This is a genomic window from Ekhidna sp. (genome assembly GCF_963691765.1).
GTDB lineage: Bacteria > Bacteroidota > Bacteroidia > Cytophagales > Cyclobacteriaceae > Ekhidna.
Genome location: NZ_OY829375.1, coordinates 2,729,590 through 2,744,472 on the forward strand (window position 1 = coordinate 2,729,590; position 14,883 = coordinate 2,744,472).

A 14,883-nucleotide genomic window follows, 5' to 3' on the forward strand; every position below is an offset into this window, starting at 1 on the left:
AAATATGAGATTAGTGATTTAACAGTATTTAAGAATTTAGTTTACAGACATCCAACAAAAAAGGACACCCTCTTGGATGTCCTAAATAATTTTGATGCAGTAGAGGTGACTAGTCCAGACCAATCATTACGAAAGGCCCCCAATAGATCGGATCCCTATACTCGTTTCTGATTTCTTTCTTAGCATCAATGAATGCTTGACGTTTGTTGCCAGTTTCAATCCACTTACGATAAAACTTGATCATCAACTGCTGAGTAGCTTCATCACTCACTTTAAAGAGCGACATTACAATAGTTCTAGCACCTGCTACTAAGAATGCTCTTTGCAATCCATACACACCTTCACCTGCTTGTAGCTCTCCAAGTCCAGTCTCACAAGCAGAGAGTACAACTAAATCAGTAAGATCTAGATTGAGATTCATTGCCTCGTATGCCGTTAGAATACCATTATCAACATTGTAGTTAAACTGTGTTTGATTAAGAATATCACCAGCGCCTGCAAGTAACAGTCCGGTTTTCAATAGCGGATTGTCATACGCCTTAGTTTCATTATACTCTTGATCAATATTGCTTGCTTTGGTCTCCTCCTGGAAGAATCCATGGGTTGCAACATGGAATACTCTTGGGTTCGTAACAGCTTTGATTGACATCTCCGTAGCATCTAATTCTGTGAATTTTTCTGTGCTCCATCCTTTTCGATCCAGTAAATTATCAAGCTCCTCTATTTCCTTTTTTGTTCCAGGGAGAGGAGTTACAACTTCTGCCGTTGATCGCGTTAAACCAGAGCTAGCAAGAGGCTTGCCTGGCTGAGTATCTTTATAGAATTGCGGGTTTCCAAACATCATCGCATGTTCTTGCTCTGCTACTACTTTGGTTTTGATCTTATTCATGAAAAGATCTTTTGTATTACTTACTAAGAGGATATTGGAATTGTCCAACACATACTTACCGTCAGGCGTTGGTATGGCTTCTAAGTTGATCTGATTATAAACTCCATCGGGTGATAGATATAGTGTTGAAATTACACCCATTTCGTTTTCAATTGGCTGCCAGTATTTTTCATATGAATACTTATCCTCAACCTTGTACTTAATACTATTTCTATAAATTTTTAGAGACCTTCCTTCCAGCTCTTTACCATTATCAAGTAAAATCATCTTAGGCTCAGATTTCTTATCACCTTTCACGTACAATAGCGCATACATTACTGAATCAGTGAAAGCATGATCAAATACTCTAAAGCGTACCATTTCTATAGCAACTTCATTCTCTCCGAGTGAATTTTTTACGTCTTCCCAAACTACTTGTCGGCTATCTGCACTTTGTGAAAAGAGCTCGGATTTTAAGCTGATATTCTTTTCTAGAAGCTCTACGCTGTTTGAGAGAGTTGCAACATCAATTCCACCATCTTGAAGGTCTTGAAGACTCATAGATAAGGCTGCTGTAAGTAATTCTTTATCTTCTATCCACTTGGAGTACATGTCAATTAGTTCCTGATCATTGCTACTCATAATTCTTTGACGAACTTTGATTGAGGAGTTTAGCAATAGCGCTTTAGTAAGTAGCGCATTGTTGTAGAGTTCTCCAATATACTTAGCACTTCTATTTCTGCTTACAATGAGTGTGTTGTAAAATTCATAGTCACCCTTGATCGTATTCCAGAACTTTGCTTTTTCTCTTTCACTAAGTGCTGGGAAATAATCTTTGATGAAGTTTTTGTAGTTGCCAAGAACAGCCTCCATCTGATCCTGTGAGTCTTTGTATCGGGCTTGCATGAAGTATGTCTTGCTAAGCTTTGACTGAACTTTTACGAACTCAGGGTGAGTATCACTGAATACACGCTCATACTGTTTCTTAGCGTTCTCATAGTAACCTTCAGCATCTGAATATTTCTTTTGCTTATAGTAGATATCGCCCTTTAATACTTGTGCGATAGCGGCATTTATATTGTTACGTTTTCCAATTTTACTTTTCCAGATACTCTCCGCTTGATTCAAATAGGTAAAGGCTAAAGAGTAATTTCCTGAAGCAATGTTGGCTATCGCCATGTTTTTAAGGATCTCGGCATATGTAGGGTTATTTGAGCCAAGCTTTTTGCCAATGATCTTTTCAGCCTCTTGGAACAAAGACTGAATTTGAGTTAATGGCTTATCCTGGTAGAAATACACTAACGCTAATTTTGATGTTGACTTCCCAACATCAACATGGTCAGATCCAAATTTTTCTTTTTGAATTCGAATAGCATTCTTTAGTAATGATTCAGCTTTTTCGTAGTCTCCAATCGTAGTATATACATCCGCTAATTGAAGTATAGAAGGGACTACTTTGGATGAATTTTCTCCGAATGTGCTTATTGCTATGGTATTTGCTCTTCTAGCTTGTTGCTCGGCCTGCGTATAGTCACCTTTAATAAGATTTAATCTACCATTTAAGACCAATGTTCTGTTTAGGTGTCTGCTGGAATTACCAAACTGATCAGTTTTTTCCTCCAACGATTCTGAGAGAAGCTCAGTCGCATCTGAATATCTGCCAATGCTTGTAAATAACCCCCCAAGGTCATCTTGGTAGCTCAATCCTGTTACGTCAATAATAAGTGCTCCATCTTCTTTTAAGTCTTCGGAATCATAAATATGATCTTCTGCGTCATCGTATTCACCTTTAATAGATAGTAGCTTAGCTTTTGTGATATAAGCGGATGCCAAATAGCTTTTTGATTCATCTGTTTTTACCGCTTTCATAATACGCTCAGACTCTTTCAGGTTGTCTGTAGCCTTCTCGTACTCACCGATGTTAATTTGAAGACCAGCTATTTTTTCCAGTTCTTTTCCGTATTCAATGTCTTCATTATCGTATTTAACTCGAGCTGCCAATAGTGCATCGTCTAAAATTTCAGAAGCTTTTTCGTAGTTATCTGTTTCCTCATAAAACTTTGCTAGATGATTCATGATGTCCAAATAATCCACATGTCCCTTGGTTATTTCAGGCTCGACCAAGGCATGAAAACTTTCATCGTAGATTGTTTTTGCTTCAGCAAACTTGTCCGTAAAGTCAACATAGTAATTCGCGAGTTTCACCTTTGTTAAATGGAATTCTGGTGCATCAGTTCCAAGCAAATACTCTTTGATTTTAAGAATCTCCGTGTCATAAGATTCGGTGTTTTTATGACGGCCCGCATAAAGAGCAACTCTTTTTGCTAGTTCGAGCAACTCCATACGCTCAATATGATATTCTGGAATGCTAGGGCTAGTAAGCATCTTGTTGATTTTATCTTCGATCTTTTTGATATTTTGATCATCCAAATCAAATGTCAAGTCCATTTTATCTTCTGCAAGATTGAAAATACTCGTTTTCTTAAATTCATTAAGTGATTTTTTGAAATCTGCATTCACGATTTTAAATCGAGCATTTTGATTATTTCTATAAAGTGCTCGCATGAGACTTGCCTGCATTGTCATTACTGTATTGTGAGACAAATCATATTTTCGAATTGCTTGTATGTAGGCATCTTCGTAAAGCTTGGCTTGTGCTTCAACCGCTAATCCATTTTCCTCAAGAAGTCGAGCGTTTAGGTATGCATTTGCAGCCCATAGTAAGTGTGTTTTTTTAAGATTTTGCTGGACCCACCCCAGATTAGAGATAAATGCAGAATCAGCAGATTGGTAATCTCCCATCTTTCTCAGAGAATTTGCCTTTACGATCATCATTTTGGCAAACTCCTCCTTCCTATCTTCTTGGTCGTTTTTGTCGCCTTCTGTTGAGAAAGCTCTTCCTAAATAATATTCTGTCTGCTCGTCAACGAGTTTTATTGCTCCACTATAAAATCCTTTTCCAGATAGTACTTGCGCTCTTTGCACATCTAATGCAGATTTGATGTCCTCAATTAATGCACCAGATGCTTCAAATGCTTTGGTAGCTTCATCAATGTATTGTCCGGCTAAACGAAAATTTCCGTATGAAATCAATACTTCTGAAGCCTCAAGTAGAATGAACCCATGCTCAGCAGTTTGCTCACCATTTACTTCTGTGCTCATGGCGATAGCTTCTTCTAATGGCTTCATTACATCAACAAGCTCCCCTAAGCCAACATTGATCTTTGCTTCTTTAACTAGTGCAATTGCATTATAAGGATTGTTGTAGCTTAAGTCTTTTGTGGCTTTTTTCTTTAAACCAGCAATCTGATTTCTTGCTGATGAATAATCTCCAGATTCGTACTTTTCATCGGCTTTCTCAATGGTTTTCTGGTACTGGGCATTAGCAACACCAACGCATAGCGTTAGAATTACTACCACGGCGGATTGGAAGTATTTCATATACAATTGGATTTTCTGACGAATAAAGTTATCGAAATGTCAGAACTATTAGGCCATCAGTTTGTTAAGAATTTTAATTGCTGCCTTAGAAATGATTGTTCCAGGTCCAAAAATGTCAGCTACTCCCTTTGAAAACAGCTCTTGGTGGTCATTTTCAGGGATTATTCCTCCAGCAACAACCAAAATGTCACCTCTACCTTGTTTTTTTAATTCTTCAATTAATTCAGGAATTAATGTTTTGTGACCTCCAGCTAATGAAGATGCTCCGATTAAATGTGCATCATTCTCAATAGCTTGTTTAGCTACTTCTTGAGGAGTTTGAAATAATGGCCCAATGTCAACATCGAATCCAAGGTCAGCAAAAGACGTTGCTATTACTTTAGCACCACGATCATGCCCATCTTGTCCCATCTTGGCTATCATGATTCTCGGACGTCTCCCATCAAACTCTTCGAATTTGTCCGATAGTTCCAAAGCTTTTTTGAAATCTTCATTGTTTTTGATCGCAGATGAGTACACTCCTGAAATGATTCTGTTCGTAGCCTGAAATCTACCAAAAACTTGTTCCATAGCAAGAGATATCTCTCCTAAAGTAGCTCTTTTTCTAGCTGCTTCAATGGCTAATTCAAGTAAGTTGCCATCAAACCTTGCTCCTTCTTCTAAATTCTGCAAAGCTTTTTGGACTGCAGCTTCATCTCTTGTTGATTTGATATTATTGATGCGCTCTATTTGCTTCTTCCGTACCTCATTATTGTCTACTTCTAGCAACTCAATGTCTGTTTTTTCATCGGTGATAAATTTGTTTACCCCAATAATTGATTCGACTCCAGAATCGATACGAGCTTGTTTTTGCGCTGCAGCTTCTTCGATTTTCATCTTTGGATACCCATCTTCAATTGCTTTAGACATACCACCCATTTCCTCAACTTCTTGGATGATTTCCCAACTCTTTTCAATGAGGTCATTTGTGAGTTTTTCTATATGCCTTGAACCTCCCATTGGATCGACCACTTTAGTAATATTGGTCTCTTTCTGAAGGTAGATTTGCGTGTTTCTAGCAATTTTCGCAGAAAAATCCGTAGGAAGTGCGATTGCTTCATCTAATGCATTGGTATGTAGCGATTGCGTATGCCCGAGTGTAGCTGCTAGTGCTTCTATTGTTGTTCTAGCTACATTATTGAAAGGATCTTGCGCTGTGAGACTGTAGCCAGAAGTCTGACTGTGCGTGCGCAAAGCCATTGACTTCTCATTCTTTGGGTCAAAACCTTTAATGATGCGAGCCCACAAAACTCTGGCAGCTCTCATTTTGGCTATTTCAGTGAGGAAATTCATACCGATTCCCCAAAAGAATGAAAGACGAGGGGCAAAGGAGTCTATATTTATTCCTGCTTCTATTCCTGTTCTCACGTATTCTAAGCCGTCGGCCAATGTAAACGCCATTTCAAGTTCAGCTGTGGCCCCAGCTTCGTGCATGTGGTAGCCGCTGATGCTTATGGAATTAAATTTTGGCATTTTCTCCGAGGTGAACTTGAAGATATCAGCAATGATTCGCATAGACTGAGAAGGTGGATAGATGTAGGTATTCCTAACCATAAATTCCTTCAAAATGTCATTTTGGATGGTTCCTGTTAACAAATCCGCGGAAACTCCTTGCTCTTCTGCAGCAACTATATAAAATGCCATCACTGGAATAACAGCGCCATTCATTGTCATGGAAACTGACATTTTATCAAGCGGAATTTGGTCAAAAAGGATTTTCATATCCTCAACAGAATCGATAGCAACACCTGCTTTACCGACATCTCCTTTTACTCTAGGGTTATCACTGTCATATCCTCTATGTGTAGCTAAGTCAAAAGCTACAGAAAGACCTTTTTGTCCAGCGGCAAGATTTCTTCTATAAAAAGCATTAGACTCTTCAGCTGTACTGAATCCAGCATACTGTCTAATAGTCCACGGGCGGGAAGTGTACATCGTAGCATAAGGCCCACGAAGGAAAGGAGGAGCTCCAGCTGAAAATCCATCTTGTAAATACTTCTTACTACTCATTATTTCAGCCTTTCTGATACTTGATTAATTATTTTATCTGTCAAAAATTCAATGTAGTACGAACCACCGCATTGATCTCCATATTCTTCAATACCACTTTCTTCTCTTATTAGATTCCCGGTGTTTCGACTTATTCTAGAATCACCCGAAGCTGTTGTCAGGTCTATGGAATGACTTCCCCCAAGAATACTTGCCAGTCCTGAGGTAGTATTTAGAAACCACTGATGATCATCCTCTTCATGTTGCGGAATTTGCGAATGAATATGTACACCTTTAAAACCTCGATTATCTAATAAGTATCGAAGAGCTCTAACACTAGCTATCTCTAGGAAAAAATCTGAAACTGCAATTCTATGAACGTATGTATGGTTCTTCAATTTTTGAAATAACTCGCATAGCTGATCGATGGGATTCTTTGTGACATCTGATGAAGCACAGTTCCCATTTTCAAATAATTGAAATCCGGTAAAGCTTGCGACGGATATTGGTGAAGCCGAAGAATCAAAGCTAATTTCACATATTTCTGAATTTATGTCTTTCAGCAAAACCTCCATATTACTCGAACTGCTCAAGATTATCCCGTCGCATCCTCCCATCAATGCTTTCAGCGCTTGCTCATTGGCAACTTCAGGGTTGCTAGAAATAATCCTCTCATATAATTTCCACTTATGTGGTTGAACATTTGAGAAAAAATCTTCTAAATATTTTAGATGAAGAATATCTGAGTGATCGTAGTAGCCGTTAAGATTAATGTTGGCATCATTTTCCCATGCTAATTCAGTGGCTGGATTAGCTCCTTTTAGTTGATTTTCAGCAAGTTGGAGCCATTCGTCTTTGCTAGTTTGGGGGAAGATATTGAGGTTTAAATTTTTCAAAATTTTAATGTTGTTCAGTGAACTTTTCACGAAATTAGGTCAGAATCAGCATGTTAAGAAAAATTGTATTTTTCAAAGATTTTTTTCTCAAAATGTGGCTTTCAATAACATATGTATCTTTTTGAATTAATCAAGAGTAAAAACCATTTTTTTTAGAAAAAAAAATAAAACATATTTGATGCCCTTTTAGAAATTTAAGGGATCACCTAAGCCAATTTAAACCACTACAAACTCTAATCGGAGATGCATGAATTAATCTGGAAAAACTGCCTTGAATACATAAGAGAGCGTATTCCTAACCAAAGTTTTAGTACTTGGTTTGATCCGATAAACCCCTTAAAAACTGAGGGAAACGTTCTTACTATTCAAGTCCCAAGCCAGTTTTTCTACGAGTGGTTGGAAGAACATTACGTTCACATACTAAAAGAAGCCATTGCTAAGGAAATGGGGGATGATGCAAGATTGGAATATTCTGTTGTAGTTGAAAATGAAGATTCTAATAAATCTGGAGCCACTTCCCTGAAAATCAACAACCTAACTGATCGCAATGGAAGTTTAGGTAAGGTAGTGAATACTGCATTTATCAATGATTTGAACAGTGAGAATAATTTAAATCCCACATACACCTTTGATAACTTCATAGAAGGAGATTGTAACAGACTTGGAAGATCTGCTGGATACGCAGTGGCCAAGAAACCTGGAGTTACTTCTTTTAACCCTCTCATGATTTATGGTGGTGTTGGTCTTGGAAAAACTCACTTGGTACAAGGAATAGGAAACTACATTAAAAGAGAAGATCCATCTAAAAAGATCATTTATGTAGCTTCAGAAAAATTCACGAATCAATTCATTGACTCTTTAAAAAATAATAATGTACAAAGTTTCATCTCTTATTACAGAGAGGTTGATATTTTGATACTGGATGATGTTCAGTTTTTAAGAGATAAAGAAAAGACTCAAGAAATATTCTTCCACATTTTCAATCATTTACATCAAGCTGGAAAGCAAATTGTGATGACGAGTGATTGTGCGCCTAAGGATTTGAAAGGTTTGCAAGAGCGTTTGGTATCTAGATTTAAATGGGGACTTACTGCTGACCTGCAGCAACCTGCATTTGAAACTAGGATGGCAATAATTCAACGTAAGATTCAGGAAGATGGAATACACATCCCTGAAGAAGTAATTGAATATATAGCTTATACTGTAGATACAAACATTCGTGAGCTGGAAGGAGTAATCGTATCGCTAATCGCACATGCCTCGCTAATGCGAGTTGAAGTAGATTTAGAACTTGCAAAGAAGGTACTTAAGAACATCGTAAAAGAGATTGACTCTGAAGTTGGAATCGATTATATCCAAAAAACGGTGTCTGATTACTTCCACGTAGGGCAGGATGATCTTAAAGCGAAAACCAGAAAAAAGGAGATTGTAATTGCACGTCAGGTAGCGATGTATTTCTCTAAAGACTATACCAACCACTCATTGAAATCAATTGGGTATCATTTTGGAGGAAGAGATCATAGTACTGTTATTCATGCGCTTCAATCAGTAAATGATATGATGGATACGGATGCTAAATTTCGCTACTCAGTAGATGAGTTGAAGAAGAAGTTGAAAATGCGTACTGCCTAACGTCTGAAAGGGTAGTAAACTTTTCTTCCTCTTTTATCTATTCCAATTACATCAAATCTTCCTCTTACATTCAAAAGCGCATTTTCAAGTTCTTTTGGTCTATTGATGGGTTTGCTATTAATCTGTGTGATAATAAATCCCTTCGGTATTCCCAAGTTGGAAAAAAAGCCGTTATTCTTGAAATCAATGACTTTCACACCACTGGATACTCCCAAAGCATCTCTCTCGACTTTAGAGACACTTTCGAAACTTGCCTCTAGATCGTCTGCATAATAGATGTCTCTTTTAATGATGCTTGTAGTCCCTTCTCTATTGGTAAGCGTGAGTTCTTTGCTAATCATTTCGCTGTCACGCTCAATCAGGATGGTGAGTTTATCTCCAGGATAGCTCTTTGCGATTAATTCCTCTAACGTGGCTTTGCTCTCGATTCTGTAATCATTGATTTTTCTAATGACATCTCTTTTTTGCAATCCAGCTTTTTCAGCAGGGCCATCGTATTTTACTTCAGCGACAATTACTCCATCCAAATCTTCAACGCCCATTCTATCAGCCAATTCGCTATCTATTTCAATGTATTCAGCTCCTGTAAATGCTTTTTGCACTTCTCCATATTGAACTAGATCGTTAAATACTTTTTTTACGATGTTTACTGGAATAGCAAAACCGTATCCTGCATAAGTTCCGGTACGCGATAAGATGGCTGTATTTATTCCAATCAGCTCACCGTTCGAGTTAACTAATGCTCCTCCACTATTACCTGGGTTAATTGCTGCATCTGTCTGTATAAAACTCTCAATTGGGAATTTGTCTCGCAAAATATTGATGTTCCTTCCTTTAGCACTTACAATGCCAGCAGTAACAGTAGAGGTGAGATTAAAGGGATTACCAACAGCTAGCACCCATTCTCCCACATTTACTTGTTCAGAATCGCCTTTTTCTATTGCGGGTAAATTGCCATCGGTTATTTTAATAACCGCCAGATCTGTACTCGGATCTCGTCCAACTAACTCAGCCTCGTAGCTTCTTTTTCCGGCAACTACGGTTATTTCGTCCGCGTCCATAATTACATGGTTGTTTGTAACGATATACCCATCGTTTGAAAATACTACCCCAGAACCGCTTCCAATTTGTTGTGAAGACCTAGGTTCGAAAAACCAGTCCATCCACCCGCCACTTCGATAGTCCACTTCACTAAGCGTCTGAATAAAAACTACACTGCCCGTACTTCTATTAGCAGCTTCAACAAAGTTTTCGTTTGGTACTAGATTTGACAGCCCGACCTGACTTATCGGAGCTTTGATGGTTTCTTGGACAACTATGTTTGGAGTTTTTTCCTCAGAAAGTTTTGAAAATAAAAATGCGCCAGCAAATCCTGAAGCGAGGGCAAGTAAAATTGTGAGTACTTTATTCATGATCTGAACTTTAATTCTTCGATAAAGAAACTATTTCATTTCAAAAATGAATCCATTCAATTGTTAAAAAAAGCAAACTCTTACCTTTGCCGACTGTTCTTTTTAATGAGATGGCTTAAGCGACCTAAATGAAGAAAAGAAATATTGCCATTCTAGGCTCAACAGGTTCTATTGGAACCCAGGCGCTTGATGTAATCAAGCGCCATCCAGACAATTTTGAAGTTGAAGTACTTACCGCGCAAAACAATGCGGAGTTATTGATAAATCAAGCTAAGGAATTCAATCCCAATAGTGTCGTTATTGTTAATGAAGATTTGTATCAAACAGTGTTTGATGCGCTCGATTCACTTGATATCAAAGTTTATGCTGGAGAAAATGCATTGGCTTCAGTGGTTGAGATGGAATCTATAGATATGGTTCTAACCGCATTGGTAGGGTATTCTGGATTATTACCGACCATTCGAGCTATTAATGCAGGAAAGACTATCGCACTGGCAAACAAGGAAACATTAGTTGTGGCAGGTGAATTAATCACTCAACTGGCCCAGAGTAAAGGTGTTAACATTCTACCTGTTGATTCTGAACATTCAGCGATTTTCCAATGTATTGTAGGGGAGTTCCATAATCCGATTGAAAAATTGATTCTAACTGCTTCCGGAGGACCATTTAGAGGTAAAAACCGTGAGCTACTGGCATCAGTAACTAAAGATCAAGCGTTAAAGCATCCAAATTGGGATATGGGAGCCAAAATAACGATTGATTCGGCCACAATGATGAATAAGGGGTTGGAAGTGATTGAGGCAAAGTGGCTTTTTGGAGTTAGTCTCGAACAAATTGAAGTCATTGTACATCCACAGTCTATCATTCATTCGTTAGTTCAATTTGAGGATGGATCTATGAAAGCTCAAATGGGACTTCCAGATATGCGTGTACCAATACAATTTGCGATGACTTATCCAGAAAGATTAAAGGCTGATTATCCAAGATTTGATTTTATGGATTATCCACAATTGACATTCGAAAAGCCCGATATTGAAACATTTCGAAACCTTGGATTAGCTTTTGAGGTTGCAAAAGAAGGAGGAAATCAACCATGTATATTGAACGCAGCGAATGAAATTGCTGTTCAAGCATTCCTAGAGGATAAGGTAGGTTTTCTCGAGATTTCGGATGTTATTGAAAATTGCCTGCAAAAGGTGAGCTATATTCGCAATCCTGAAATAGAAGATTTTATACAGACAGATAAAGAAACAAGAGCCAAAGCGCTCGAATTGATAAGATAGATGGAGACTTTAATTATGGTAGGACAGCTCCTTTTAGGGCTGTCAATTTTGGTAGGAGTACATGAGTGGGGGCATTTAATTGCCGCTAAATCATTCGGAATGAGAGTTGAAAAATTTTCTATCGGCTTTCCTCCAAAAATTTGGGGTAAGCAGTTCGGGGAAACTGAGTATTCAATTGGAGCCATTCCGCTAGGGGGATTTGTTAAGATCTCTGGAATGATTGATGAATCATTGGATACCGAATCTTTAAGTGAAGAGCCAGAACCATGGGAATTTAGAGCAAAGCCGGCGTGGCAAAGATTGATTGTGATGATGGGTGGAATAATCGTGAATGTCGTTACTGGAATCATCATTTTTATTTGTTTGGCTTGGGTAAATGGAGAAAGCTATGTCACTAAAGATGAGCTAAACAAATACGGAATTGTTGCCTACGATCTTGGAGAGCAACTTGGTTTTCAAACCGGAGACCGCGTTATTGCCATTAATGGACAAGAATATGAGCGTTTCTCAGATATTTTAAGTCCTGATTTACTTCTTGGCTCAGATAACTATTATACTGTCCTTAGAGATGGTAAAGAAGTCAGAGTGGATATGGCGAATGATTTCATTGACAAATTCGCTGACAAGAAAAATCGTGTAAATATTATTTCTCCTAGGAGACCATACATCATAGATGTTGTCACACCGGGTTCTAGTGCAGCTGATGCTGGCATCCGTAGCGGCGATCAGTTCTTAAAGGTCAATGGTCAGGAAGTCCTGTACTTTGATCAGTTGGTTACTGTTTTAGACGCAAATGTTGAACAAACGGTATCTATAGAAATTGATCGTGGTGGCGAATTGATAAAGACAGAAGCATTTGTTGCAGTAGATGGCACGCTTGGATTAAAAATCGAAGACAAACTCGAATTCGTCACAAGGGAATTCACATTCGGAGAGTCACTTAGTGAAGGGACCTACAATGCATTTGCGGTAGTTTGGCTCAATATTAAGGGATTCAAGAAGATGTTTGCTGGAGAAGTTGATGTGAGAAAATCTCTATCAGGTCCTATTAAGATTGCTACTTTTTTTGGTCCAGAATGGGATTGGAACAACTTCTGGAGAATTGTTGGGCTTCTTTCAATGGTTCTTGCGTTTATGAACTTTTTACCTATCCCAGCTCTTGATGGAGGTCATGTTGTATTCCTAACATGGGAAATTGTGACTGGCAGAAAACCTTCGGATAGATTCTTGGAAAACTCTCAGAAAGTAGGAATGGTAATTCTTTTATCGTTGATGGCTTTTGTAATCATCAACGACACCATAAGCTTATTCTAAAAATCGCTGATAGAGTCTTCTGAGTCTTCTCTTGGAGGAACCTCTCTGTAGATTTCAAATTCTACTCGTCTGTTTAGCTTTCGATCTGATTCGGTTACTTCTTCCGGAATAATTGGTTGTGTATCGCCAAAACCGTCCGCTTGGACCCGCTCTTTAATGATGCCGGCAAAAATGACAATGTAGTCCCGAATATTTTGTGCGCGTTCCTTAGACAGTTGAAGGTTTTTTTCTGGATCGCCCACTGAATCAGTGTGACCGGAAATTCGGAGTTTGAAATCTATGTTGTCATAAAGAAAGTTTACGACCTTATTTAAATCGGCATACATTTCAGTTTTAAGCTCAGCTTTTCCAACATCAAATTCAATGGATTCAAACTTCATTTTCGAGGCGAGAGGTTGAGTTACCGTGTTTATCTCCAATGGTCCGTCTAAGTAGAATACCTCTTCTATTCTAAAGAAATCATCACCTTGAAGAATTAGCAGATAATTTCTATTGTTTATGAGATCAAATTCGAACGAACCATCAGACTTTAAGAATTTTGGAGCTACTTCATTGCCCCGATCTAGATCAATTATTGATACAATTCCCTGAAAAGGGGCGCCTGTCAATGAATCGGTAAGTGTTCCTGTAACTGGAGTCGTAGCTTCTGGTTGTGCTTCCATTGGTAAAGGGAATGAATAAATGTCTTGTTTATTCAAATCTCTAGTCGAGGATCTAGCATAAAATAGAAGTTCAGATTCTGAATCTATTGTAAAATAAAATTCACTACCTCGTCCATTCACTAATGGGCCAATGTTTTGAGGTTCTGTCCAAAATCCATCCTTATGGTATGCTTTATAGATATCAAATTCTCCAAAGTTGTAAAGTTGACCTTGAGAACTGAAGTATAGGACTTCATGTATTGGATGATAAAAAGGACTTACGTCGTTTTGTCTCGTGTTTATTACTGGTCCTACATTTAGGGCAGCAGACCATCTCCCTTTTTCATCTCTTGTTGTATAATAAATGTCAGAAAGTCCAAAACCGCCCAATCTATCTGAAGCAAAATACAACGTATCACCTTGATGTGATAAAGCTGGGTGTGAATCCCAAGCAAGGCTATTGACACTTACCCCTAAATTTTCAGGACGTGTCCATGTACTGTCCGCCTGTAAGGTTGCGATAAATAAGTCACAATCTCCATATGAATCAGGGGAATCGCATCGAGAAAAAACTAATGTCTTTCCATCTCCGCTTAAGCATGGAGAACCTTCGTTATAATGCGAGTTTAGCTTGTCAATCGGTTTAGCTTTTGACCATGTGCCATAAGGATCCTTATGGCTGAAGAAAAGGTCCTCATCTTCTCGAAAGCGTATTGTCTCATCTACTTGCTTCCTTTTAGAAGTGAATACAAGAATATCATTATGAATATTTAGAGAGGGTCCATAATCTGCGCTTGCACTATTTACAAGCATGCCCATATTCAAAAGGACACCACGAGGAGGTTGTAGCGTATCTATGAGTTTTCGATGTTCTACTAGTTCATAGTAGTAATCTATTGGCACAAATTGCTCTGCGGCCTGACGATTGAGCGAATCGTAATACAATTCAATTTCTTTAATGTTTATTCCTTGGTAGTGATGCCGCAGAACCATCCGATAGAGTGTTTTTGCTTCATCCGGATCACCAAACAATTCCGTCATTTTGGCAAGTTTCCAAATGAGGCGTGTATCCTTATAAAAATTCCGGATACCAAATTTGCTAACATAGTCTTTGAGGTTGATATATAAGTCCTCCCACTTTTCCTCTCTATCTAACTCTATTATCCGCTGTAGCTTTTGCTTGTTGAAATATTCAGGATACTTATTTATGCCTTTGAATTCATATGCGTTGAAAACAACATCTTTAGGTATTGAATCGCCAATGATTTGTACTTCCTTCCTTCCTCTTTGCGCAGATGCATAAAGAGTAAGTAGAAGTAAAAAAAAGCCTAAGTAGCGATGATGATTTCGGCTCATGCTGTCGATTCG

8 protein-coding genes are annotated in these 14,883 nt (G+C 38.3%); 3 read left to right on the top strand and 5 right to left on the bottom strand.

The window, feature by feature from the left end:
* Positions 1-109 precede the first annotated feature (109 nt).
* Genes ACY650_RS12395 through ACY650_RS12405 form a run of 3 tightly spaced genes read right to left on the bottom strand, consistent with a single transcriptional unit; the run spans position 110 to position 7,233 of the window.
* Entirely contained in the window at positions 110-4,309 is a 4,200-nt protein-coding gene (locus ACY650_RS12395) for a CHAT domain-containing protein (RefSeq protein ID WP_462247908.1), read from the bottom strand.
* A 48-nt stretch (positions 4,310-4,357) separates the two neighbouring features.
* On the bottom strand, positions 4,358-6,358 hold the full coding sequence (gene scpA / locus ACY650_RS12400; RefSeq protein WP_462247909.1) for a methylmalonyl-CoA mutase: 2,001 nt from the start codon (positions 6,356-6,358) through the stop codon (positions 4,358-4,360).
* On the bottom strand, positions 6,358-7,233 hold the full coding sequence (locus tag ACY650_RS12405) for a methylmalonyl-CoA mutase family protein (protein ID WP_462247910.1): 876 nt from the start codon (positions 7,231-7,233) through the stop codon (positions 6,358-6,360). Before ACY650_RS12405 ends, scpA begins: the two co-directional genes overlap by 1 nt.
* Positions 7,234-7,476: 243 nt before the next feature.
* Here ACY650_RS12405 and dnaA point away from each other — a divergent pair, with 243 nt between their 5' ends.
* The gene (gene dnaA / locus ACY650_RS12410; RefSeq protein ID WP_462247911.1) at positions 7,477-8,865 is read left to right on the top strand and encodes a chromosomal replication initiator protein DnaA; all 1,389 of its coding nucleotides are present in this window, start codon (positions 7,477-7,479) and stop codon (positions 8,863-8,865) included.
* On the opposite strand, the gene ACY650_RS12415 is transcribed toward dnaA, so the two are convergent.
* A complete protein-coding gene (locus tag ACY650_RS12415) occupies positions 8,862-10,277 on the bottom strand; it encodes a trypsin-like peptidase domain-containing protein (RefSeq protein WP_462247913.1) in 1,416 nt (471 codons plus the stop codon). The genes dnaA and ACY650_RS12415 overlap by 4 nt on opposite strands.
* Before the next feature lie 128 nt (positions 10,278-10,405).
* Between ACY650_RS12415 and ACY650_RS12420 the strand changes: the two genes are divergently transcribed.
* Together ACY650_RS12420 and rseP are read left to right on the top strand one after the other, a co-directional pair.
* Positions 10,406-11,560 (top strand): 1-deoxy-D-xylulose-5-phosphate reductoisomerase, encoded by a 1,155-nt coding sequence (locus ACY650_RS12420; protein ID WP_462247914.1) that lies wholly within the window; start codon positions 10,406-10,408, stop codon positions 11,558-11,560.
* Complete coding sequence (rseP, locus tag ACY650_RS12425; RefSeq protein ID WP_462247915.1) at positions 11,561-12,874, top strand: RIP metalloprotease RseP; 1,314 nt, start codon at positions 11,561-11,563, stop codon at positions 12,872-12,874. It begins immediately after the preceding gene.
* Here the strand turns inward: rseP and ACY650_RS12430 are convergent.
* Positions 12,871-14,871: an OmpA family protein gene (locus tag ACY650_RS12430; RefSeq protein WP_462247916.1), complete on the bottom strand. Its 2,001-nt coding sequence runs from the start codon at positions 14,869-14,871 to the stop codon at positions 12,871-12,873. The genes rseP and ACY650_RS12430 overlap by 4 nt on opposite strands.
* Positions 14,872-14,883: the final 12 nt, after the last annotated feature.